The 21,623-nt window shown below is 62.4% G+C and carries 18 protein-coding genes; 8 read left to right on the top strand and 10 right to left on the bottom strand.

The genetic code is table 11. The features are described from left to right. Nucleotide 1 precedes the first annotated feature (1 nt). The 5 genes from NF78_RS19440 to egtB all read right to left on the bottom strand — a co-directional run bounded on the left by NF78_RS19440 (nucleotide 2) and on the right by egtB (nucleotide 6,175). A complete protein-coding gene (locus NF78_RS19440; protein ID WP_081972770.1) occupies nucleotides 2-1,423 on the bottom strand; it encodes an NAD(P)/FAD-dependent oxidoreductase in 1,422 nt (473 codons plus the stop codon). Between the two features lie 570 nt (nucleotides 1,424-1,993). Beyond that, a complete protein-coding gene (locus NF78_RS19430) occupies nucleotides 1,994-2,731 on the bottom strand; it encodes a DUF4336 domain-containing protein (RefSeq protein ID WP_035990965.1) in 738 nt (245 codons plus the stop codon). Nucleotides 2,732-2,867: 136 nt separating this feature from the next. Then, nucleotides 2,868-3,701, bottom strand: coding sequence for a 1,4-dihydroxy-2-naphthoyl-CoA synthase (gene menB / locus NF78_RS19425; RefSeq protein ID WP_035990964.1), 834 nt, complete (start codon nucleotides 3,699-3,701; stop codon nucleotides 2,868-2,870). An 83-nt stretch (nucleotides 3,702-3,784) separates the two neighbouring features. Further along, nucleotides 3,785-4,756: an L-histidine N(alpha)-methyltransferase gene (egtD, locus tag NF78_RS19420; RefSeq protein WP_035990961.1), complete on the bottom strand. Its 972-nt coding sequence runs from the start codon at nucleotides 4,754-4,756 to the stop codon at nucleotides 3,785-3,787. A gap of 135 nt (nucleotides 4,757-4,891) precedes the next feature. Further along, a complete protein-coding gene (egtB, locus tag NF78_RS19415) occupies nucleotides 4,892-6,175 on the bottom strand; it encodes an ergothioneine biosynthesis protein EgtB (protein ID WP_035990959.1) in 1,284 nt (427 codons plus the stop codon). 548 nt (nucleotides 6,176-6,723) lie between these two features. On the opposite strand from egtB, the gene NF78_RS19410 reads away from it, so the two are divergent. The 3 genes from NF78_RS19410 to NF78_RS19400 all read left to right on the top strand — a co-directional run bounded on the left by NF78_RS19410 (nucleotide 6,724) and on the right by NF78_RS19400 (nucleotide 10,685). Then, nucleotides 6,724-7,071 carry a DUF760 domain-containing protein gene (locus NF78_RS19410; protein WP_035990958.1) on the top strand — a complete coding sequence of 116 codons (348 nt, stop codon included), beginning with the start codon at nucleotides 6,724-6,726 and terminating at the stop codon, nucleotides 7,069-7,071. After that, a complete protein-coding gene (gene mutY, locus NF78_RS19405; protein WP_318655491.1) occupies nucleotides 7,068-8,330 on the top strand; it encodes an A/G-specific adenine glycosylase in 1,263 nt (420 codons plus the stop codon). The genes NF78_RS19410 and mutY overlap by 4 nt, the downstream gene beginning before the upstream one ends. Before the next feature lie 375 nt (nucleotides 8,331-8,705). After that, the gene (locus tag NF78_RS19400) at nucleotides 8,706-10,685 is read left to right on the top strand and encodes a DUF3352 domain-containing protein (protein WP_081972769.1); all 1,980 of its coding nucleotides are present in this window, start codon (nucleotides 8,706-8,708) and stop codon (nucleotides 10,683-10,685) included. Nucleotides 10,686-10,696: 11 nt separating this feature from the next. Here the strand turns inward: NF78_RS19400 and NF78_RS19395 are convergent, their stop codons facing one another. Together NF78_RS19395 and NF78_RS19390 are read right to left on the bottom strand one after the other, a co-directional pair. After that, a complete protein-coding gene (locus NF78_RS19395) occupies nucleotides 10,697-11,740 on the bottom strand; it encodes an HD domain-containing phosphohydrolase (protein WP_225885378.1) in 1,044 nt (347 codons plus the stop codon). Between the two features lie 53 nt (nucleotides 11,741-11,793). Continuing rightward, the gene (locus tag NF78_RS19390; protein ID WP_035990954.1) at nucleotides 11,794-12,690 is read right to left on the bottom strand and encodes a tRNA (5-methylaminomethyl-2-thiouridine)(34)-methyltransferase MnmD; all 897 of its coding nucleotides are present in this window, start codon (nucleotides 12,688-12,690) and stop codon (nucleotides 11,794-11,796) included. Between the two features lie 315 nt (nucleotides 12,691-13,005). Here NF78_RS19390 and NF78_RS19385 point away from each other — a divergent pair, with 315 nt between their 5' ends. From NF78_RS19385 to NF78_RS19370, 4 genes are all read left to right on the top strand, one after another. Continuing rightward, entirely contained in the window at nucleotides 13,006-14,730 is a 1,725-nt protein-coding gene (locus tag NF78_RS19385; protein ID WP_035993358.1) for a diflavin flavoprotein, read from the top strand. Further along, nucleotides 14,730-14,933, top strand: coding sequence for a hypothetical protein (locus NF78_RS19380; RefSeq protein ID WP_035990952.1), 204 nt, complete (start codon nucleotides 14,730-14,732; stop codon nucleotides 14,931-14,933). Before NF78_RS19385 ends, NF78_RS19380 begins: the two co-directional genes overlap by 1 nt. Nucleotides 14,934-15,033: 100 nt before the next feature. After that, the gene (gene cobJ, locus NF78_RS19375; RefSeq protein WP_052050759.1) at nucleotides 15,034-16,881 is read left to right on the top strand and encodes a precorrin-3B C(17)-methyltransferase; all 1,848 of its coding nucleotides are present in this window, start codon (nucleotides 15,034-15,036) and stop codon (nucleotides 16,879-16,881) included. A 144-nt stretch (nucleotides 16,882-17,025) separates the two neighbouring features. After that, nucleotides 17,026-18,006: a hypothetical protein gene (locus NF78_RS19370; protein WP_035990951.1), complete on the top strand. Its 981-nt coding sequence runs from the start codon at nucleotides 17,026-17,028 to the stop codon at nucleotides 18,004-18,006. 28 nt (nucleotides 18,007-18,034) lie between these two features. On the opposite strand, the gene NF78_RS19365 is transcribed toward NF78_RS19370, so the two are convergent. Both NF78_RS19365 and NF78_RS19360 read right to left on the bottom strand, forming a co-directional pair. Continuing rightward, nucleotides 18,035-18,925 (bottom strand): serine aminopeptidase domain-containing protein, encoded by an 891-nt coding sequence (locus NF78_RS19365; RefSeq protein ID WP_035990949.1) that lies wholly within the window; start codon nucleotides 18,923-18,925, stop codon nucleotides 18,035-18,037. A gap of 15 nt (nucleotides 18,926-18,940) precedes the next feature. Further along, nucleotides 18,941-19,525 (bottom strand): HdeD family acid-resistance protein, encoded by a 585-nt coding sequence (locus tag NF78_RS19360; RefSeq protein ID WP_225885377.1) that lies wholly within the window; start codon nucleotides 19,523-19,525, stop codon nucleotides 18,941-18,943. A 172-nt stretch (nucleotides 19,526-19,697) separates the two neighbouring features. On the opposite strand from NF78_RS19360, the gene NF78_RS19355 reads away from it, so the two are divergent. Further along, a complete protein-coding gene (locus tag NF78_RS19355) occupies nucleotides 19,698-20,516 on the top strand; it encodes a sulfurtransferase (RefSeq protein ID WP_035990945.1) in 819 nt (272 codons plus the stop codon). Between the two features lie 125 nt (nucleotides 20,517-20,641). Here the strand turns inward: NF78_RS19355 and NF78_RS19350 are convergent, their stop codons facing one another. Further along, complete coding sequence (locus NF78_RS19350) at nucleotides 20,642-21,460, bottom strand: TerC family protein (protein ID WP_035990944.1); 819 nt, start codon at nucleotides 21,458-21,460, stop codon at nucleotides 20,642-20,644. Nucleotides 21,461-21,623 lie beyond the last annotated feature (163 nt).

The following is a 21,623-nucleotide window of genomic DNA, read 5'->3' as shown; positions in this document are numbered from 1 at the left end:
TCTACGATTCTGCAACCAGTGGTGCCTTTAGCTTCCCTGGGCTATGGGGCGATTCGGCAGCTATGACGCCCTGAGGGGGCTGCTCCACCACCACCGGCTCATCCAGGCGACTTTCCTCCCAGGTGATCAACCGAGTGCCGCCCTTGCGGGTGAAATAGCTCCACAGCCACTGAATCATCACCAGCAGCTTGTTGTCGAACTCAATGAGAAAATAAATGTGGACGAAAATCCAGATCAGCCAGGCCGGCAGGCCCGACAGCTTGAGCCGTCCCATATTCACCACCGCCTCGTGGTGGCCAATCACCGCCAGACTGCCCGCATTGTTGTAGTGAAAGGCGGGCAAATCGTTGCCCTGAAGCCGCTGCTGAATCAGCTTGGCGACGTAGGCCCCCTGCTGCATCGCCACGGGCGCGACCCCCGGCAGGGGCTGTTTCTCCTCCGGGGAGGCTGCGCCATCGACCTGGTGGGCAAAGTGGGCCAGATCGCCCACCACAAAGATGTTGGGCTGCCCTGGCAGGCTCAGGTCTGGGTTCACCATCACCCGACCCACGCGGTCGAGCTGGGCACCGGCTCGGGCGGCCAGCACTTTGCCCATGGCCGAGGCCCGTACCCCGGCGGCCCAAAGAATGGTTTTGGCCCGAATCTGCTCGGTGCGATCGCCCTGGCGCACCGTCACCACATCGTCGTCGATGTCGGTTACCAGCGATTGGGTCTGCACCGTTACGCCCAGGTCTTTTAGGGCCACGGCGGCTTTGGCCGACAGTTTGGCGGGGTAGGGCGGCAGCACGCGATCGAGCCCTTCTAGCAGCAGAATGCGGGTTTCGGTGGTATCAATGTGGTGAAATTCGTCCTTGAGCGTATGAGAGGCCAGCTCGGCTAAGGCCCCGGACAGCTCCACCCCCGTTGGCCCGCCGCCCACCACCACAAAGGTCAGCCAGGCCCGCCGCCGCTCTGGGTCCGACTCTTTTTCCGCCGCTTCAAAAGCCCCAAAAATTCGTTTCCGCATTTCCAGGGCATCTTCCAGGGTCTTGAGCCCCGGTGCAGCCTCGGCCCACTGGTCATGGCCGAAGTAGTGGTGGCTGACCCCCGTAGCCACAATCAGGGTGTCGTAGGGCAGGGTTGTGTGGTTTAGCGTTACCTGCTGCTGCTCGGGGTCGATATCAATTACGGTGTCCATCAAGACCCTGACGCGGCGATAGCGGCTTAAAATCGCTCGCAAGGGGGATGAAATATCCCCAGGCGATAGCTTGCCAGTGGCGACTTGATAGAGCAGCGGTTGAAACAAATGAAAATTGCGTTTGTCGATGAGGGTAACTTCAACATGCTGAGTTTTACCTAAGGCCTTAGCGGCATAGAGCCCACCAAACCCGCCCCCCACAATTACAACCTGGTGGGGCTTAGTCTCACTAGCGGTACTTTTCATGGAATGCACTCCATCACAAATAGTCTCTAAAGATCGCTGGGGAGAATACCGCTGTTTGACGCTGTTTTCAGCACAGGGTGCGATCGCTTTATCTGACAGATTGACAGACTATTTCAGCCGACTTAGGAGCACTGTAGCTAGCTCTATCGGCCAAAAGGCATAGCTAACTTCTGCTTTGCCAGAAAAGCCATGGTCTGCACTCACGCTGGACTAGCTTTAGTGTAAATACTCCAAAGGGGCTTGTGGGAAGTCAGCGTCAGCAACTACGACGCCCTGGTGCGACCAAGGGGCACTTCAACCCCGATCAGCTCCGCGCCAACAGTCAATCCGTTCAACTTTTCAGAGAATCCTTTGCCGCTAGCAAACCCGTTGTCGATCAGGGGCTAGTCACCAACCGCAACTCCAAGGATTTGCCCGCCTTCAACAGCAAGATAGGCAAAGAATTTTGCGAAGGCAAACACGCTGCCCAGGCTCGCTCGGTCTAAACTCGTCCTGCTCTCTGGGGCAAGGCATGTGTTCCAAAACAGACTATGTCGCCTGTACCTTGCCCCTATAGACCGGCCCAACTCATCACCTAAGGGAGCACCCCAAAAAATTCTCATACCCGCGTTTGAACTGCGCTTTGCCGTCGCGATCGACAACGCGACCGTGGCCCACAATCACCCGCTCAAAATCCCAGCCCAACACCTGCTCCACGGCGGCTTTGACCTTGGCTTTCTCGGTTGTTGCTACCCGCTCCAGCAGGGACGGGCTCAAGTATTTGTAGCCGCCGCCTACCTTCGTCACCAGCTGCGTCAGCCAGGGAAAGCTTTCGTCAAAGCAAAAGGCGGTATCGGTCAAAATCAGCGTGCGGCTGGCACTGTGGAAAAACACCCACTCCTCCAGCGGGTCAGGGCCGCTGGGGGCCAGGGTTTTGAACCCGTCAAAAAACAGGTACTCCAGGCCCGGCCAGGGGCTGACCGCATCGGCGGCGTTGGCGAAGCCTTGCCTGTGGCAAATCGCGCGATCGATCGCCAGCTCTGGTCTTTTCACCCGCAGCCCCGCCGTCGCCCAAAATGTCGCCCCTGGGTATGCCGCCTTGCACTCAGCAGCAAACCGGTAGTGATACAGGTTCGGCGCAATAATATGGGCGACGGTCCCCAGGGCATCTAGCTCCCCCGCCAGCGCCTCACTCACCTGAATTGGCGAAATCACCACCAGCTCGTCACTGCCCAGCCGCACCACCGTCATCCGGGTGCCAATGCCCAGGCCAAAGTAGCGGAAGGGCTGCTCAGCCACCCAAAGATTTTGATCAGTTGCTCTGAGCATGATCGACGGTTTGGCCCTGGCGATACTGGGCGATCGTCCTGTTGTTTGTACGAGTTTAGCGCGATCGCCCCAGTTGGGAATGATGGGCAATGCCCACCCTACGCCTCCCCATCCACCCATCCACCCATCCACTTCCCTACGGCAGCCAGGGATATTGCCGAAAATCCGGCTTACGCTTCTCCAGAAACGCCTGCTTGCCCTCAGCCCCTTCCTCGGTCATGTAGTAGAGCAGGGTGGCGTTGCCCGCCAGCTCTTGCAGCCCCGCCTGGCCATCGCAGTCGGCGTTAAAGGCCGCCTTCAGGCAGCGAATGGCGATCGGGCTTTTCTCTAGAATTTCCTGGGCCCACTGCACCCCCTCGGCTTCGAGCTGATCCACCGGCACCACGCAGTTCACCATGCCCATATCCAGGGCCTCCTGGGCGCTGTACTGGCGGCACAGGTACCAGATCTCGCGGGCCTTCTTCTGGCCCACCATACGGGCCAGGTAGCTAGCGCCAAAGCCGCCGTCAAAACTGCCCACTTTAGGCCCGGTTTGGCCAAACACGGCATTATCAGCGGCAATAGTCAGGTCACAAACTACGTGCAGCACATGGCCGCCGCCGATCGCATAGCCCGCCACCAGGGCAATCACCACCTTGGGCATGGAGCGGATCAGCCGCTGCAAATCCAGCACGTTCAGCCGGGGCACGCCACCCTCGTCCACGTAGCCGCCGTGGCCGCGCACGCTCTGGTCGCCGCCGGAGCAAAAGGCATACTTACCGTCACTGTGGGGGCCCGCCCCGGTCAGCAGCACCACGCCAATGCGGCTATCTTCCCGGGCATTGGCGAACGCTTCGTACAGCTCGACAATGGTTTTGGGGCGAAAGGCGTTGCGCTTGTGGGGCCGGTTGATGGTGATCTTGGCGATGCCATCGGCCTTCTGGTAAATGATGTCTTCGTAGGGCTTTACGTCTTGCCAAGCAACCTGCATAGGGGGCGAGTCCAGTTAACACTGGGTTCTAGCCTCTCACACCAACTGCGGATTTTGGATTAGCGACTTTAGGTAATGGCCTCCTACATCTGCTTCAGGTGGTGGAGGCTAAACAGCTGCTGCCCGTCCGTCCACACCTGCACAGGTTGGAACCCGGCCTCCATGGCCAACAGTTGAAACTCATCGACGGTGTACTTATAGGAGTGCTCCGTCCGCAGGGTCTCCCCCGCCGTGAAGGGGATCTTGGCCTCACCCAGGTGGACGGTTTGATCGCACAGACTGGCGATCGCCATCTCGATCCGCCCCACTTTCTCGTTGTAGTGGGCCCGATACTCAAACTGGCTGAGGTCAAAATCGGCCTCCAACTCTCGGTTAATGCGCGTCAGCACATTCAGGGCAAAGGCGGCAGATACCCCCTGGGCATCGTCGTAGGCCGGTTCCAGAATGGCGGCAGATTTCTTTAGATCTACGCCTACGATTAGATCGCCCAGCACCGCGACAGTTTTGAGGAAGGTGATCACCTCCGCCGGTTCCAGGTTGCCAATAGAAGATCCGGGGAAAAAGCCGATGGTGGGGCGATCGCGCAGTTCCGGAATCGTCCCCAGGGGCAGGGGTTTGGTGTAGTCGGCACAGACCGCGATCGCCTCCAGACCTTCAAAATCCGCCATCAGCGCCCCACAGGCCTCTTGCAAATGCTGCCGCGAAATATCTACCCCCACGTAGGTTTTGACCTGAGGGGCCGCCTTGAGCAAAATGCGAATTTTCTGGCTGCTGCCGCTGCCCAGTTCCACCAGGGCACGGTGGTCCAGGGCGATCGCAATATCCTTCGCATGGGCCCGCAAAATCCCCATCTCCGTTCGGGTCAGATAATACTCCGGCAGTTGGCAGATGGCATCGAACAGCTCCGACCCCCGCTTGTCGTAGAGAAACTGGGGTGACAGCCTCTTCTGGGGCAGGCTCAGCCCCCGCAGTACCGCGCTGCGAAAATCCTCCACCGGCGGGTGGAAGTCGTAGAGCTTGACGGGAGAGGGCTTGGTGGGGGAGGTGGGGGGCATGGGGAGTGGGTGGGTGGATGAGTGGGTGAGTGGGAGGGTGGGTGAGTGAGTGGGTAAGTGAGTGGGCGGGTGGGTGAGGGTGAAAAGGTGAAGCGTTGAAGCAATATTCACCTACCCACCTACCCATCCACCCATCTACCCCTTCGCCAGCCGCAGGCCGCTAAACTGCCACCGCGCGGTGGGCGGGAAGAAATTGCGGTAGCTGGGGCGGATGTGGCCGGGTGGGGTGACGCAGGATCCGCCCCGGAGGACCATTTGGTTGCACATAAACTTGCCGTTGTACTCGCCGACGGCACCGGGGGCGGGTCGAAAGCCGGGGTAGGGCAGGTAGGCGCTCTGGGTCCATTCCCAGACATCGCCGTAGAGCTGTTGCAGGGTTTGGGCTCCAGAGGCAGGCTGGGGGTGCAGGTGGTCTGCCTCCAGCAGGTTGCCCTGCCTGGGGAACTGGGCTGCGGCCACTTCCCACTCGGCTTCGGTGGGCAGGCGGCAGCCACGCCAGGTGGCGAAGGCATCGGCCTCAAAGTAGCTGAGGTGGCACACGGGTTCGAGCAGGTTGACGGGCTGTAGGCCGCCCAGGGTAAAGATCCACCACTGGCCGTCGCGCTGCTCCCAGTAGAGGGGGGCCTGCCAGCCTTCGCTCTGCACCATGGCCCAACCCTCAGCCAGCCAGTGGGCGGCGGTCTGGTAGCCCTTGTCGGCCATAAATTCCAGGTATTCGCCGTTCGTCACTGGGCGATTGGCCAGGGCAAAGTCCTGCAGGTAAACCCGGTGGGCTGGGCCTTCGTTATCAAAGGCAAAGCCTGACTCCTGGTGCCCAAGGGTGTGCAGTCCGCCGGCAAACTCCACAAACTCCAGGGGTGTGGGGCAGGCGCATTCCACCACGGCCACATCCTGGCGGTAGGCGGGGCGCAGGGGATTGATCGCCAGGTTGTACTTGAGGTCGGTCAGCAGCAGCTCCTGGTGCTGCTGCTCGTGGTGCAGGCCCAGGGCCGTCAGTTCTCTGACAGCGGGATGATCGCCCTGGCTTTGCAGGAGGGTGGTCATAGCCCCATCGACATGGGCGCGGTACTGGTAGACCTCTTTCACCGTTGGCCGCGACAGCAGGCCGCGCTGGGGTCGGGGATGGCGATCGCCCACCGCCTCGTAGTAGGAGTTGAACAGATACCCAAACCCCGGATGAAACTCCAGGTAGTCCGGCAGGTAGGGGCGCAGCAGAAAGGTTTCAAAGAACCAGGTGGTGTGGGCCAGATGCCACTTGGGCGGGCTGACATCGGCCATGGCCTGCAGGCCGTAGTCCTCAATTTCGAGGGGCTGACAGAGGGTTTCGCTGAGGCTACGTACAGCCCGGTACTGGGCGGTCGGCCGATGGTTGGCTAAATCAGCCTCTAGGGAAGGAGAAATTGGGGGAGAAAGCGTCATTATCAGAGCTTTTGGGGACTTTTTGGCCATTGTGGCAGATTGGGCCCATCTAAAGATGATGATTGCCTTAAATTGCCTAAACCTTGCTGAGCAGACTCCAGCTAATCAAGCCTTTCGCGTTTGACCAAATTCCTTACGATGAGCTCAGTTCAATCGCCAGGAATCTGGATTTTAGCCACGGATAGTCGAAATCAGGTGAAATCCTTTCAGAAAGTCTCGCTTCAGCTTGACCCCCCAGCGCAGCGCAAACATCTACCCACAGGGCGGCATTTAAATTCGTTTGGCGGGGGCAAAACCCCTCCACCCCGAGTACGGTTCTACCTACCCAGCGTTCAAACCTGGCCTGTTAACTTAGTCACATGGGTTTCAGGCCCATGGGTTTCAGGAATGACGCCTTTCTCCCCTGTAGAAGTAACTTGTAGACGTAAATTGTGATGTAGACAACAAAGAATAGTGTCTTCTACATTTCAGCAGGGAATACTAACCACATCCAGCTCAATCCGATTGACCCAGGCCGCACTTACTGCCAGCCAAGCGAGGTATCCACTGTGAGCAATTCTTCCGGTAAAGCCCAAGACCTTTTCAACGGCTTCAAGCACTCTGAGCATCCCAACTCCCTCATGCAGTACGTCCACAGCATGAGCCCCGAAACCATCTCTCAGCTCTCCAACCCGACTTCCACCGAAGTTCAGCAGATGATGGAGCACAATATCATCGGCCTGCTCGGCGGGCTGCCCTCCCAGCACTTTGACGTAGAAATTACTACCAACCGCGAAAGCCTGGGCCGCCTGCTGGCCTCTGCTATGATGAGCGGGTATTTTCTGCGCGGTGCTGAGCAGCGAATGGCCTTTGAGAATTCGCTGATGTCAGCAGAGTCGTCCTTTGAAGCTGAGTGAGCGATCGCCCAAGACTAAACCAGGGAGCCCCAGCTGGCCCCTATTCCTCCCCTAACCTCGATCGCCGTGATACCGCACGCGATACCGAGGCGAGTTACACAACGAGGGTTCTAAATCAGCACCCCCTTTCCCCCAATCCGGCCCAGGCGCACCAGCCCTGGCCGGATTTTCCTGTTGAGGGGCTGCGCCAGGCCCTGCTGAGCTGGTACGGCGACTGTGGCCGCACCCTGCCCTGGCGCAACATCGCCAGCCCCTACGCCATCTGGGTATCAGAAATGATGCTACAGCAGACCCAGGTGAAAACCGTGCTGCCCTACTACCAGCGCTGGCTGGAGCAGTTCCCGACAGTGGAGGCCCTGGCCGCCGCCGACCTGCAAACAGTGCTCAAAGCCTGGGAGGGGCTGGGCTACTACGCCCGCGCCCGCAACCTGCACCGGGCGGCTCAGCAAATTGTGGCTGACCACAACAGCCAGATTCCCCAGGATTTTGACGCCATCACCGCCCTGCCCGGCATTGGCAAAACCACTGCCGGGGGCATTCTCAGCTCGGCCTTCAACCTGCCCCACGCCATTCTCGACGGCAACGTGAAGCGGGTGCTGGCCCGGCTAGTGGCGCTGCCCGTGCCCCCGACCCGCGCCCTTAACGACCTGTGGCGGCTGTCTGAGCACCTGCTCGACCCCGATCGCCCCCGCGACTTCAACCAGGCGCTGATGGATCTGGGGGCAACGCTGTGTACACGGCGCAAGCCTGACTGCGATCGCTGCCCCTGGCAGGGCCACTGTCAGGCCTATAATCGCAGTATTCAGTCGGAGCTGCCCATGTCAGAACCCAAAGGCCCCCTACCCCACAAGCAAATCGGCATCGCCGTAATCTGGAACGACCAGCGCCAGATTTTAATCGATCGCCGCAAGCAGGAGGGGCTGCTGGGCGGTCTGTGGGAGTTCCCCGGCGGCAAGATTGAGCCGGGCGAAACGATCGAAGCCTGCATCGCCCGCGAAATTTTAGAAGAACTGGGCATCGAGATCGCCGTGGGCGATCGCCTCTGCACCGTCACCCACGCCTATTCTCACTTCAAAGTCACCCTCAACGTCCACCACTGCACCCACCTCAGCGGCGACCCCCAGCCCATCGAGTGCGACGAAGTGCGCTGGGTGGGTCTGGATGCGATCGAAGAATACCCCTTCCCCAAGGCGAATATCCACATCATTAACGCCCTGCGAGCCTACGCAGCGGGGGCAGCGATGGGGGAGGTGGAGTGATGGGGTGATGAGGAAGGTGAGGTAAGGAGGTGATGGGGCGGTGATGAGGAGGGTGGGGGAGGTGGCTTGAGGCCGATCGCCGCCGCCAAAAGGCCCATTTGCAGAACAGGGGAAACCGATGATCGATCTGTCCTTTCCGTGGGGTGAAGGGCGGCGGAACGCCCTTCTCGTAGGCCGTAGGGCGAAGCCCGTGCGAAGCAGGACGCGCGGAGCAGGGGGTCTGGGGCCAGCGAAATGGCCCCAGCAGCAGACCTGGCTTCCCACCCCCACCTCCGCCACCGCTAGCCCACGAACGTAAACAAAAACCTGCATCTTTACGAACTTCGCCCCAATGCTCGGGTATTGATAGAAAAGCGTTGTGGAGCACAGGCGACTATGGGCAGGCACAGGCAAGCATGGAAACGCCTTCTTCCAGGAAGTCTGGTAGGAGCAGGGCTAATCCTGTACGCCACCACCACCCACGCCGACGAAGCAACCCCCTGGCATCACCTGCCCGCCGACACCGCCCTGGTGATGCTGCTCGACACCACCGCCGACACCTGGGAGCAGCTCAGCCAGTTTCAGCTTTTTAATTTGTTGGCCACCGAACAGGGACTCACCCCTGCCCTGCCCGGCCTGCCCTACCTGCCCTACGGCATTGACTTTGGCCTCGACGTCGCCCCCTGGGTGGGCGATACGGCCCTGGTGGCGCTTCTCCCCGCCCGCTCCGATACCGCCGTTCCGTTCACCGACTACACCGTAATGGTGGCTCCGGTGGCCAATGCCGAAGCCTTCGAGGGCTTTCAGGCCACCTTTTTTGAGCTGCAGGAGGTAGACCCCGAAGTCACCTCCGCCGATGGCACCGAAATTTACTACTGGCCAGCCCCTGAACTGGAAGACTGGCCCGAATGGTCCGATGATTGGTCCGATGACTGGCCCCAAGAGGACTGGCCCGACACCGAGCCTGCCCCCTGTGACCCCGCTGAGGTAGAGGCAGACCTCTGCCTTGAGGGAACCCAAGCCTTTCCGTCTGAGACGCGGGCCGCTGCCCCAAAGATCTGGCGGTTGGGGGCCAGCGGGGTGGGACTGCCGCTCACCGCCCGTTCGTTTCACGATGGGGACGAGGAGCTGGAGGTAGAAATCCCTGTGCCCATGCCCAGCTTTGGCCCCGGCGGTCTGGCCGTCGCCTTTTTGCCCGATGTACTGGTCACCGCCGAAAGCCCCGCCGCCATCGAGCAGTACCTGCGCCTGCGCCAGGCGGGGGAGGCGGCAACGCTGGCCACCAGTCGAGAGTTTCAGCGCACGCTGGTCAACCGTGAGCGCAGTCAGGCGCTGGTGGCGGTCTACGGCAACGCCCTGGAGCTGCTGAACTACGAGCTGTCTCCGGCAGGTTTGCCCCAGTTGCCGCTACCCTTGCCCTTGCCCCCCGCCCCCCAACTCGATGCCGATACCCTACAAACCCTGCGATCGCTCAACTTTGGCGGCACCCTGGAGGCGCTGGTCTATCCCCTGGCGACAGGAATGCAGTTTCGAGGCCGCTACTACTACGACACCATGCCCTTCAACTTTGGCCTCACCCCCACTGCGGCCAACGCCGACAGCCCCCTGACGCGGCTGCCCGCCTCCACCCTGCTGTTGATGAGCGGTCGAGATCTGGCCGGGTTCTGGCGTGGGCTGCGCAATGTGTTGGAGAATGCCAGCGACTTCACCCGCGAGGGACTGGCTACGGCTCGGTCGTTCTTTGGCCTGGCCACCGGGCTGGAGCTCGACCAGGATGTGTTTGGCTGGATGGACGGGGAAGTAGCGATCGCGGCATTTCCCACCCAGGGCGGCCCCCTGCGGTACGTGGGGCTGGGGCTGCTGCTACAGACCAGCGATCGCCCCACCGCCGAGCGCACCCTCGCGGCCCTAGACGACCTGGTGTCGAGCTTTGGCCTCTCTGCCCAGCCCCGCTCCATCAACCAGCAGCCCGCCACCAGCTGGGAGCTAGACCTCAACCAGCCCCGCCAGGACTACGTCCCCGAGCGCAGCTTCGCTAGCCACGGCTGGGTCAGCGCCGATACCCTTGCCATCACCTCGGGGACGGTACCCATGGCCAGGGTTCTGGCCCCCTCGCCCCACGATCCCCTGGCCGATTTCTTTTTGTTTGACCAGGCCACGGCGGCCTTTCCCAACCCCAACAACGGCTACTTCTACCTCAACGTGGGGGCGACCCTGGCCCTCGCCTACCAGGTGTTTGACCTCCACAGCACCCCCGGCTTTGATGCTGCCAAGCCCTATCTGGGCAGCGTTCGTAGCCTCAGCGCCACCACCGCCCAGACCCCCAACTACCTGGAGTTTCAGGGCCAACTCGGCCTGGCCCGCCGCCGCCATTGACCAGGCGGAGGTCAAGCCAACCCGTACCGTGGCCTGATGGGCTGTTGCGGATCGAGGGCACCGGTGACTTCTGTGGCGGTCTTCTGAGCCTGGTAGCTCTGAATAAAGGCCTCAAACTGCGCCATCAGGACTGGGTCGCGCCAGCCGCGCTCCACCTCCTGGCGCATGATGGCGAGCGACTCCTCCACGGAAAAGGCGGGTTTATAGGGGCGATGGTGGGTGAGGGCATCAAAAATATCGATCAGCTGAAAGATCTGCGCCAGCCGGGGAATAGCATCGCCGGTTAGGCCGTCGGGGTAGCCGCTGCCGTCCCAGCGCTCGTGGTGGTGGCGGATGATCGGCACCACCCCCTGCATCGTACGCAGGGGGCGGCAGATGCGTTCGCCAATGGCGACGTGCTGTTCCATCACCTCCCGCTCGGCCTCGTTGAGGGCAGCGGTCTTGAGCAGGACCGCATCGGGAATGCCCACCTTGCCGATGTCGTGCAGGTAGCCCGCCCAGGCCAGGTCGCGAATGTGGGCCGGAGCCAGGCCCAGGTATTCGCCAAAGCTGCGGGCCAGAATCACCAGGCGATCGCAGTGGTCGCCGGTATTGGGATCGCGGCTCTCGATCGTGCGGGCGATGGAGAACAGCACCTGTTCGGCGTGGTCGAGGTCTTCGTTGAGCCGCTTTTGGTGAATTAGCGACTTGACTCTGGCCGAAAGCTCCAGCTGGTCGAAGGGCTTGGTGAGAAAGTCGTCGCCCCCCGCCTCAATGCCGCGCAGCCTGGCCTCGCGATCGCCCAGGGCGGTCACAAACACCACCGGAATCAGCCGGGTGTTTTCGTTCTGCTTGAGCTGACGGCAGACTTCAAACCCGTCGAGGCCGGGCATCATCACATCCAGCAAAACCAAGTCGGGCTGGTGCTGAAACACTCGGCTGAGGGCGCTTTGCCCACAGTGGGCCTGCTCCACCTGGTAGCCGTCGACCGACAGCAGCGCTACGGCGGCCATGCGGCTGGGGGTGTGGTCATCGACGACAAGGACACGGGGTGGTGAGGGGTTTTGGTAGAGCACAGCAACAACCTGAAAAAGGCAATGACCGATGGTAGAACTACGAAATCTTTAGCCTATCGAGCGGGGGGAACTTTTTGGTGTGGGGGCAGCCACCGCTTGCGCCAGCGCGACGTTGGTACTAGATTTGAGACGGCCTGTTCCCGCTGGCGACGCTGGCGAATGGCGTCGGCACTGTCCCCCAGGGTTGGATCCCGGTAGGGCACTGCCGCCCGAGTCAGCAGGTGCTCTCGCTCCTGGTCTGACAGTGGGGCCAGCCCCGTGGGGTTTACCTGAGCCAGAGTACCCGGCCAGCGCCGCCCCGCCGCACTGATCGGTCCAATTGATAGCCCCGCCGCCTGCATTGCCGTTCGTACCGCCGCCGCGCAGGAGTAGGTGACCAGTTTGCCCTCAGGGTGCAGACAGGCCGCCACCCGCTCAATAAACTCCACCGTCCACAGCTCGGGGCAGTGGGGTGGCGAAAAGGGGTCAAAGAAAATCACATCGGCTTGAAAGCCTGCCGGGTCTAGCTCTCCAATCCGCTGCCGAGCATCGCCCCACAGCAGGTTAGCCTCCAGCCAGGGCCGCTGGGCCTCACCAGCCATCGCCAAATCCTGCAGGCAGGCCTGCACTGACGCCGACCAGCCACCGATCAGGCCCTGATCTACCGCCTGGCGCGGTACCCGGGGGTCGAGTTCCAGACCCACCAGCCGCACCCGACAGGCCGGGTTGACCCGCAGCACCGTATCCAGGGCCGCCGCCGTGTTGTAGCCCAGCCCGTAGCACACATCCAGCAGGGTAAGGGCAGGGGCCTGGGCCAGGCTGGCCAGGTCGGTGGCCTCGACGTAGGTGGCGTAGGCTTCGGTATAGGCCCCCTGGCGGCTGTGAAACCACTCGCCAAAATCCTCTGAAAATAGCGTCATCGAGCCATCGGCAGTGGGTTCGAGCACCAGGTTTCCAGTGGGCGTTGACATAGGCGGGCGTGGCATCAGGAACAGGAGTACAGGCACTTTGAGAACGGCTGGAATGCCCCAGAAGGCGCAAACCGATTCCCGTCTGTCTGTGCCTTAGATCTGTGTCTTAGAATGGGGGAGTGACGCCCCACACACTGGGCTAACGACATTAACCATTGTCAATGGTTACCAATCGCAATCGCAGCGATAAGGGATTTTAACCCCTGGCACTGGGGTTTTAAGCGAGAATAGAGATATTAAGAAACGTTTTTGTTGTTAAACCCAGGGCTTAACCGTTTGCCTTCGGTTGGCACCCAAATTTTGCAGGAGGTTCTCATGGTCGCAGCGGCACCGGCACAAAAGCGCCTTACCATCCAGGTTGAGGCGGTGGCCGAAGACACCACCACCATTCGCTCCCTCGACTGGGACCGCGATCGCTTTGACATCGAGTTTGGCCTGCAAAACGGCACTACCTACAACTCGTTCATCATTCGCGGCGAAAAAGTGGCCCTGGTGGACACCTCCCACGCCAAGTTTCGCGAGCTGTACCTGAAGACGCTGACCGGCGAAATTGACCCCAAAACCATCGACTACCTGGTGATTAGCCACACCGAGCCGGACCACAGCGGGCTGGTGCGCGACGTGCTGGAGCTGGCCCCCCAGGCGGTGGTGGTGGGGGCAAAGGTGGCGATCGCTTTCCTCGAAGACCTGGTGCACCGCCCCTTTGAGCGCCTGATCGTCAAAAACGGCGACACCCTGGATCTGGGCAACGGCCACACCCTGGAGTTTGTCAGCGCCCCCAACCTGCACTGGCCCGACACCATCTTTACCTACGACCACAAAACCGGCCTGCTGTTCACCTGCGATGCCTTTGGCCTGCACTTCTGCAGCGACGCCACCTACGACGAAGACCTGGAGTTGATTTCCCCAGATTTTCGCTTTTACTACGAGTGCCTGATGGCCCCCAACGCCAGGTCAGTGCTGGGGGCCATGAAGCGGATGGACGCCTTGCCCCCCGTGGCGATGGTGGCCACCGGCCACGGCCCCCTGCTGCGCTACAACGTGGCCGAACTGACCGGGCGCTACCAGCGCTGGAGCCAGGAGAAGGCCAAGGCCGAGGATCTGGTGGCGGTGTTCTACGTGTCGGACTACGGCTATAGCGATCGCCTCTCCCAATCCATTGCCCGCGGCATTACCAAAACCGGCGTCGCCGTCGAGATGATGGACATGCGATCCGCCGACCCCCAGGAGGTGACGGAGCTAGTGGGCCGCGCCAAGGGGCTGGTGATCGGCATGCCCCCCGCATCCGGCACCGGGGCCAGCGAAACCCAGGCCACCCTGGGCACGGTGCTGGCTGCGGTCCACGGCAAGCAGACGGTGGGCCTGTTTGAGTCCTACGGCGGCGACGACGAACCCATCGACACCCTGGCCACCAAGTTTCAGGATCTCGATCTGATTGCCGCCTTTACCCCGATCCGCATCAAGGACACCCCCGGCGAGGGCCTCTACCAGTCCTGCGAAGAGGCGGGCACCGACCTGGGCCAGGGTCTGGCCCAGGCGGGCAAGCTGAAAAAGCTCAAGGCCCTCGACGCCGACCTGGAGAAGGCCCTGGGCCGGATCAGCAGCGGGCTGTACATCATCACCGCCCAAAAAGGGGAAGTCTCCAGCGCCATGCTGGCCTCCTGGGTCTCCCAGGCCAGCTTCCAGCCCCTGGGCTTCACGGTGGCGGTCGCGAAAGACCGCGCCATTGAGTCGCTGATGCAGGTGGGCGACACCTTTGTGCTCAATATCCTCGAAGAGGGCAAGCACCTGGGCCTGATGAAGCACTTCCTCAAGCGGTTTGCCCCCGGTGCCGATCGCTTTGCCGGAGTGCGCACCCGCCCCGCCACCAACGGCTCGCCCCTGCTGGCCGACGCCCTGGCCTACCTGGAATGCGAGGTCACCAGCCGCATGGAGGTGAGCGATCACTGGATCGTGTACTGCACCGTGCAGGACGGCAAGGTGTCGGACCCCGACGGCCAAACCGCCGTCCACCACCGCAAGGTGGGCAACTATTACTGATGGATGATGACCTGCGATCAGAGTACGACTTTTCGAGTATGGCAGGAGGAATGAGGGGCAAGTATGCCGAGCTCTATCGCGCTGGTACGAACCTTGTGCTTCTGGATCCTGATGTTGCCCAGGCGTTTCCGACCGCTGCATCTGTCAATGCAGCGCTGCGGCTGTTAATGCAGATTGCCCAACGCCAGCAGTCGAGCAACTGAGTGAACTCAGGTTGGGGCCAAAACTAGCGGAAAAAACAATCGGTGCTTTGGGCAACCAGGTCTTCTAAGATGGGAGACTCTGAGCTGTTGAGGTCTCCTGTTGTCGTCCTTTGCTGCGATCGCCCTTACCCCCGCCGGGCTCAAAACCCTGCTGCCCCTGGCCACCGGTCTTCCCGCTGAGCTGTGGGTTCCCCCCAGCCTGGTGGTCGATGCAGAGGCGTGGAATGCCGAGGTTCGAGTCTACGATCGCTCCCTCAAAGACACCCTGGCTGACCTCTGGATCGCCCACGATGGACTGATCTTGGCCCTGGCCACCGGGGCGGTGGTGCGGCTGATTGCGCCCTTGCTAAGCGATAAGGCCAGCGACCCGGCCGTAGTTGTCGTCAGCGAGACGGGGGCGCAGGCGATTAGCCTCTGCGGCGGACACCAGGGCGGCGGCGATCACCTGACCCGTCAGGTGGCCCATCTGCTCAATGCCGAACCCATCATTACTGGATCCTCTCAAGCCCACGGACTACCGGGGGTAGACGTACTGGGGAAGCCCTTTGGCTGGAGCAAGGGCAGCGGCGACTGGACCGGGGTGAGCGCGGCCCTTGCCCACGGCAAACCCGTCGAAGTGCTTCAAGACTGCGGCACATCCCTCTGGCAGGACCACCTGCCAACCACCCACTCATTTGTGTTTGACTCGGTTCGCAACCCTGTCGCACGCCTGTGGATTAGCCCGATTCAGCGGCGCTTTGACCCCGACAGTGGCTTTCCCAAGGCCCAGTGGCACCCGCGGGTGCTGTGGGTGGGCATCGGTTGCGAACGGGGCACCCCCCAGGCGGTGATCGCGGCGGCAATTGAGCGAATTTTTCGGGCGGGGCATTTTTCCCTGGGGGCGATCGCGGGCATTGCCAGCCTCGACCTCAAGGCCGACGAGGTGGGGTTAGTTGCCCTCTGTGCCGAACGTCAGTGGCCCCTGCGCTGCTTTAGCGCCGAGGAGCTGAAGGCGATCGCGGTGCCCAACCCATCCACGGTTGTGGAAGCGGCGGTGCAGACCCCCAGCGTGGCCGAGGCGGCGGCGATTCTAGCGGCGACAGAGACCTCGGGGGGAAAGCTGCGGGTGACCAAGCAGGTGGTGCGTGTGGAGGGCCAGCCGGGGGCAGTGACGGTGGCGATCGCCCAGGCGGAGCGTGAGTACATTCCCCACCCCGGCCACCTGGCCCTGGTGGGCACCGGCCCTGGCGACCTGAACCAGATCACCCCGGCGGCCAAAGGGGCGATCGCCCAGGCCGACGCGGTGATTGGCTACGGCCTCTACATCGACCAGATTCGCCCCCTCTGCCGCCCCGGCCAGATCGTCGAGCCCTGGCCCATCACCCAGGAGCGCCAGCGGGCCGATCGCGCCATTGACCTGGCCCGCTGGGGGCTAGATGTGGCGGTGGTGTCATCGGGCGACTGCGGCATTTACGGCATGGCGGGGCTGGTGCTGGAGCAGCTCCAGGCCAGCGGCTGGGACGGTGAAACCCCTACGGTAGAGGTTCTGCCCGGCATTTCGGCCCTGCAGGCGGCGGCGGCGCGGGTGGGAGCCCCGCTGATGCACGACTTCTGTGCCATCAGCCTCAGCGACCTGCTCACCCCCTGGAAGGTGATCGTGCAACGGCTGGAAGCCGCCGCCCAGGCCGACTTTGTGGTGGCCCTGTACAATCCCAAGTCGAAAACGCGCACCGAACAGATTGCGATCGCCCACCAGATTTTCATGGCCCACCGTTCCCCCAATACCCCCGTAGCGGTGGTCAAGTCGGTGTATCGTCCGGACGAAACCATTCACCGCACCACCCTGTCCGCCATGCTAGAAGCCCCCATCGACATGCTGACGGTAGTGCTCGTCGGCAACCAGAGCACCCAGCGCCACGGCCCCTGGCTGATCACCCCCCGCGGCTACAACGGTCAATTCGGCGGTTAGGGCCAGGCCAAAACGCCACTGCCAAAAAGTCGTGCCATTCAAACCATTGTCAACTACCCTGGGATAGAGAATAGCGGTCAATCCGGCCCACCCCTCCAGGTTTGTTGACGATTCCCCCACTGCTGCCCAGGGAGGTCACCGCCGATGTCGTCAGAGGCCACAAATCTTGCCGATCCCACCCCCGATGTAGTCAACACTCTGATTGGGGGGCTCAGCGCCTACGGCCGACTCTATGGGCTGCCCCACTCCCCTGAACAGATGCAGGGACTGCTGGGTACGCTGCTGCGGCTGTACCGCCCCGAACAGCCCGCTTCCCTCGTCGATGCCGTGGCCCAGCAGGTGCTCGACGGCCTCACTCCCGCCGCCCTGACCAATGCCATTGTCGATCGCACCAGCAGCGCCCTGGCGAAGGAGGCTAACCGCTGGCAGCGGCACCTCAGCGACCAGGTCCAGGGCGTTTTGACCGCCTATGTGCAGCGCTACGCCCCAACCCTGACCTCAGATACGCTGACCGGGGTGGTCAAAACGGTGATTCCGCTGCTGGGCGAAGGCGCGATGACGCGATCGGAGGTCTTGGGCCTGGTGAGCCTGGTGGTGCAAACGTTTGACCTAGATCAGGTGCGGCGTGGGGCCATCCCCAAGGAACTCGCCGCTGTGCTCAACGCCTCCTCCTGGGCGCTGGCCCAAACCCTCGCCACCGCCCTGAGTCAACGCCCCATGGCCGAAGCCGTCGGCGAAACCGTCACCGCCTATGTGGAGCGCTACGCCCCTGCCCTCACCACCATTGGGGCCGACCTGATCGCCACCGCCCTCAGCGCCGTCCTCAAAAACCAGGTAGATTTTGACCTGAACACCCAGCTCACCGTCGCCGACGACCAGCTGTTGATTGAACAGGTCAGTTTTCAGCTCAACGTTTTGCGCCAGTCGCCACCCCCCTCCAAGGCCGCCTGGGCGATCGCGGCCCAGGTCAACACCGCCGTCGAGCAATACCGCAGCACCCACGGAGCAAACCTTGATGTCACCGCTGGCCTCCTCAGTGGCGATGGGCTTTCGATCTCCAGCCCGCTGACCTCCCGTCGCCGCCCAGTGCCGCCGCTGGCCACCGATTCACCCACCGGGGGTTAGGGGGTCTAGCTCCCTGGGCCGTCAGTGGCTAGTCAGGAACAGCCTCGCCCTCAGTGCGCAAGTTTCCCAGGCCCCGCCACATGTCCCCCGTGTGCAGCCACCCCACGTAGCCCGAGTAGAGGCAGACCTCCTGGGCCGAGGCCAAAAACACGTGGTAAATGCCCATAGGGTTGCGCCACAGGCGAATGCTGGTGCCATCGGCAAAGGTGTGCCAGGGCGTGGCGCGGGCAAAATCCCGCTGGTGAGCATCGGTCATGCCCGGAATCTGGCGCAGCCGATCGACCAGGGGATGGAGCAGCAGTGGCCCACTCAGGCTGCTGCCACCCCAGAACTGCTGAATTTGCTCAACCACGCGGGGATGGCAGCGCAGGGCCGCATGGGCAATGCCGCCCAGGCAGACAAACTGGCCGTTGGGCACCCGCGTACTCTCGACCGGGACGGTGCCATCGCTGCCGCCGTCTATATCCCCGGCGATGGACAGAGTGGCGATCGCAGCGGCAATGCGGCTGGCCATGGGGCGGCGATCGCGGCCCAGGTCAGCGGCAATGCCCAGCCCCACCTGCAGCGGGTCCAGAATGCGGCCCAGGTCGGCCCCGCCCACCGGAGAACCCACCAGCACCAAGGACTCAACCCGTGGCCACCACTCCGGATGGCGGTTGAGCACCTCCAGCCAGATCAGCCCCCCCATGGAGTGACCCACAATCCGCACCGGCAGCCGGGGCTGCTCGGCCAGGGTCGCCGTGGCCACAGCATCCACCGCGTCGATCAGAGGGGCAATGCGTAGCCAGGTCATGGCGTAGTTGAGGCAGGGCGCCACAATCTGCGCCTCCTCTGCCGCCAGCGCCTGGGCCAGCGCCTGCATCGCCTGGTTGCTGTCGGCCCAGCCGTGCTGAGCAAAGAGAATGTAAGGTTGAGCCATTGAATTCTTTCGAGCTTATTCCTCCAGGCCCTCGCCCCCGGCCTCGGGCTCCTCAGCCCCAGCCTGGCGGAGGGCCAGGGCCACCCCCAGCAGCGAAGACCCACTCAGCAGCAGGCTAATGCCGACGTAGAGACCGATCAGCCAGAGGGCGCTGAACGGCCAGCGGTTGAATACCAGGATGCCTAAAATTAGCGTAAGGATGCCGTTGATCGCCACAAACCAGGACATACTGCGGCCAGCCCGGTAGGCAAAGGCCATAGCAATTGTGAAAATGCCCTCGGCCATAAACAGCAGCCCAAAGGCCAGGGTGAGCACCGCCATGGCCCTGGCCAGGTTAAAGAGAATATACAGGCCCGCGATCGCGTAGAGCAGCCCCACCCCCAGGTTGAGCCAGCGGGTCCGCGCCAGCGGCGACCGATAGGCCTGCCCCACCTGCACCAGGCCGCCCACCAGGACAATCCACCCAATTGCCGAGGTGAACAGAGCCGAAGCCAGGGTGGGCATTAAAATAGCCAAGACCCCCAGGACAAGCAAGCCAATGCTGAGGGCCATCATCCAGCCCGTCGCCGCTCTCCGCTCACCCGCCGATTGAGGGTCCATAGTCACGACAGCACCTCGATGCGTATGGTCTGTAGATTAAATTGGCTTGAGCACAGCTACCCTGCTCTGAAGCGATTCCACCGATTCAGCAACCTTATACCCTACTTTTGTGATACAAAGCTATCCTCTGCCGGAGATAGACTGCCCCCCGCTTTTGCCCCCGTTTTCCCCGATGGCCCACCCCCGCAACCTCGTCACCGCCGACTGGCTGGCCCAGCACCTCCACGACCCCGATGTGGTGGTGGTCGACTGCCGCTTTGCCCTGGCCGACCCCCACCAGGGCCAGCAGCAGTACGCCGCTGGCCACATTCCCGGTGCCCACTACCTGGACCTCAACCGCGACCTGTCCAGCCCGGTGGAGGCCCACGGCGGGCGTCACCCGCTGCCCGATCTAGAGACCTTTAGCCAGACCCTGTCCACCCTCGGAGTGAGGTCTACCCCGCCCACCCTGGTGGTGGCCTACGACGATTCCCGCTTCGCCTTTGCCGCCCGCCTCTGGTGGCTGCTGCGCTACCTGGGCCACGACAGCGCGGCGGTACTGGATGGCGGCTGGTCGGGCTGGGTGCAGCAGGGGTACCCCACCGCCCCAGACCTCCCACCCCCCCGCGCCGGCCACTTTACCCCAGCCCCTCGGCCGGACTGGCTGGTGGACATCGACGCCGTGCGCCTTCGAAGCGAGGGTACGGTGCTGGTGGACTCGCGATCGCCCGAACGCTACCGGGGCGACGTCGAACCCATCGACCCGGTCGCAGGCAGCATTCCTGGGGCAGTGAACTACTTCTGGCAGGAGGTGTCTGAGCCCAGCGGCCAGATGAAGCCCCCCGCCGCCCTGGCCCAGCACTGGGCCAGCCTCAACGGATCTGACGAGGTGATGGTCTACTGCGGCTCGGGCGTCACCGCCTGCGTCAACCTGCTGGCCCAAACCCTGGCCGATCGCCCTATGGCCAAACTCTACCTCGGCGGCTGGAGCGACTGGTGCTCCTACCTGTAGTGGGGCTCACGGTGTAAGGTATACGGTTCACGGCAGGCCTTAAACCGTACACCTTGTACCCTGCACCTTTAGACCGTTAGAGCCTGTCACAATCAGGTTGGTCAAGTACTAGAGCCGACAGCGCCCTAATCTTTCGGCAGCGGCAGAACGGGGGGAGTCTCTTTTTTGCCGGAGGAAGCCTCTACGGGGGTGTTGCCCTGGGCCTCCAGGTCGGCCACGGTGGGCACCTGGCCCGAGTCCAGGTGAGACGGGGCCGCAGCGTCTGTCTCGACGGTGCGCTGGGAGAACCCCCAGGCAAAGACGAGGGCAATCACCAGCACCATGGCCCACTCGGGCGGCACCAGGGTGGGGTCAATCACCCGCACCAGCAGGCGAATACCGACAAAGGCCACGGTGATAAACCCAGCATCTTCTAGATGCTCAAATTCTTCCAGCCAGCGAATAAACAGCCCCGCCATAAACCGCAGGGTAACGATGCCGATGGTGCCGCCCAGCAAGATCACCGCCACATCTTTAGAGAGGGCCAGGGCGGTGGTAACGCTGTCGAGGGAAAAGGCCAGGTCGGTAAAGGCAATCACCGGAATGGCCTGCCACAGGTTGGCAAAGCGAGGCTCGTGGGAGGACTGCTCGTCGGCATCGCCCTTGGCGGTAAAGTGCTTGAACACCAGCCACAGCAGGTAGGCCGCCCCCATCACCTCAAACTGCCAGAATTGCAGCACCCAGCCAGCGGTCAAAATCAGCCCCATCCGCAGCACAAAGGCCACCACCAGCCCCAAATTCAAGGCCCGGCGCTGGAGGGTTTCGCCCTGCAGACCCTGGGCGATCGCGGCCAGAGCGATCGCATTGTCCGCCGACAGCACCGCCTCCAGGGCGATCAGCACCGGCAACAGCAGCAGGGTGTCGACCCCAAAATTGGTAGAAATATCCAGCAGGCGGTCTAGCATTAGCTCAGGTCAGCTACCGAGGGCAGCATCAATAAAGGTCTTGGGTGAGCCCAGGGCTCAGCGGGCCGCAGGACGCAGACAATCCAGGGAACAGTCCCCGCCTGCGGTTGACCAGCGGCGCAATGGCTTTAGTCTAACGTGCCCCACTTCCTTAGAATAGTAC

Source organism: Leptolyngbya sp. KIOST-1, from assembly GCF_000763385.1.
Taxonomy (GTDB): domain Bacteria; phylum Cyanobacteriota; class Cyanobacteriia; order Phormidesmidales; family Phormidesmidaceae; genus Nodosilinea.
This window is presented reverse-complemented; position numbering and strand designations above follow the sequence as displayed.

Coding starts and splice junctions, on each gene's coding strand:
- egtD (WP_035990961.1), bottom strand. CDS start 4,756: ATGCCCCCCACCTCCCCCACCAAGCCCTCTCCCGTCAAGCTCTACGAC.
- NF78_RS19440 (WP_081972770.1), bottom strand. CDS start 1,423: ATGAAAAGTACCGCTAGTGAGACTAAGCCCCACCAGGTTGTAATTGTG.
- menB (WP_035990964.1), bottom strand. CDS start 3,701: ATGCAGGTTGCTTGGCAAGACGTAAAGCCCTACGAAGACATCATTTAC.
- NF78_RS19350 (WP_035990944.1), bottom strand. CDS start 21,460: ATGCTAGACCGCCTGCTGGATATTTCTACCAATTTTGGGGTCGACACC.
- egtB (WP_035990959.1), bottom strand. CDS start 6,175: ATGACGCTTTCTCCCCCAATTTCTCCTTCCCTAGAGGCTGATTTAGCC.
- NF78_RS19355 (WP_035990945.1), top strand. CDS start 19,698: ATGGCCCACCCCCGCAACCTCGTCACCGCCGACTGGCTGGCCCAGCAC.
- NF78_RS19360 (WP_225885377.1), bottom strand. CDS start 19,525: ATGGACCCTCAATCGGCGGGTGAGCGGAGAGCGGCGACGGGCTGGATG.
- NF78_RS19370 (WP_035990951.1), top strand. CDS start 17,026: ATGTCGTCAGAGGCCACAAATCTTGCCGATCCCACCCCCGATGTAGTC.
- NF78_RS19385 (WP_035993358.1), top strand. CDS start 13,006: ATGGTCGCAGCGGCACCGGCACAAAAGCGCCTTACCATCCAGGTTGAG.
- NF78_RS19400 (WP_081972769.1), top strand. CDS start 8,706: ATGGGCAGGCACAGGCAAGCATGGAAACGCCTTCTTCCAGGAAGTCTG.
- NF78_RS19380 (WP_035990952.1), top strand. CDS start 14,730: ATGGATGATGACCTGCGATCAGAGTACGACTTTTCGAGTATGGCAGGA.
- NF78_RS19430 (WP_035990965.1), bottom strand. CDS start 2,731: ATGCTCAGAGCAACTGATCAAAATCTTTGGGTGGCTGAGCAGCCCTTC.
- NF78_RS19365 (WP_035990949.1), bottom strand. CDS start 18,925: ATGGCTCAACCTTACATTCTCTTTGCTCAGCACGGCTGGGCCGACAGC.
- NF78_RS19390 (WP_035990954.1), bottom strand. CDS start 12,690: ATGTCAACGCCCACTGGAAACCTGGTGCTCGAACCCACTGCCGATGGC.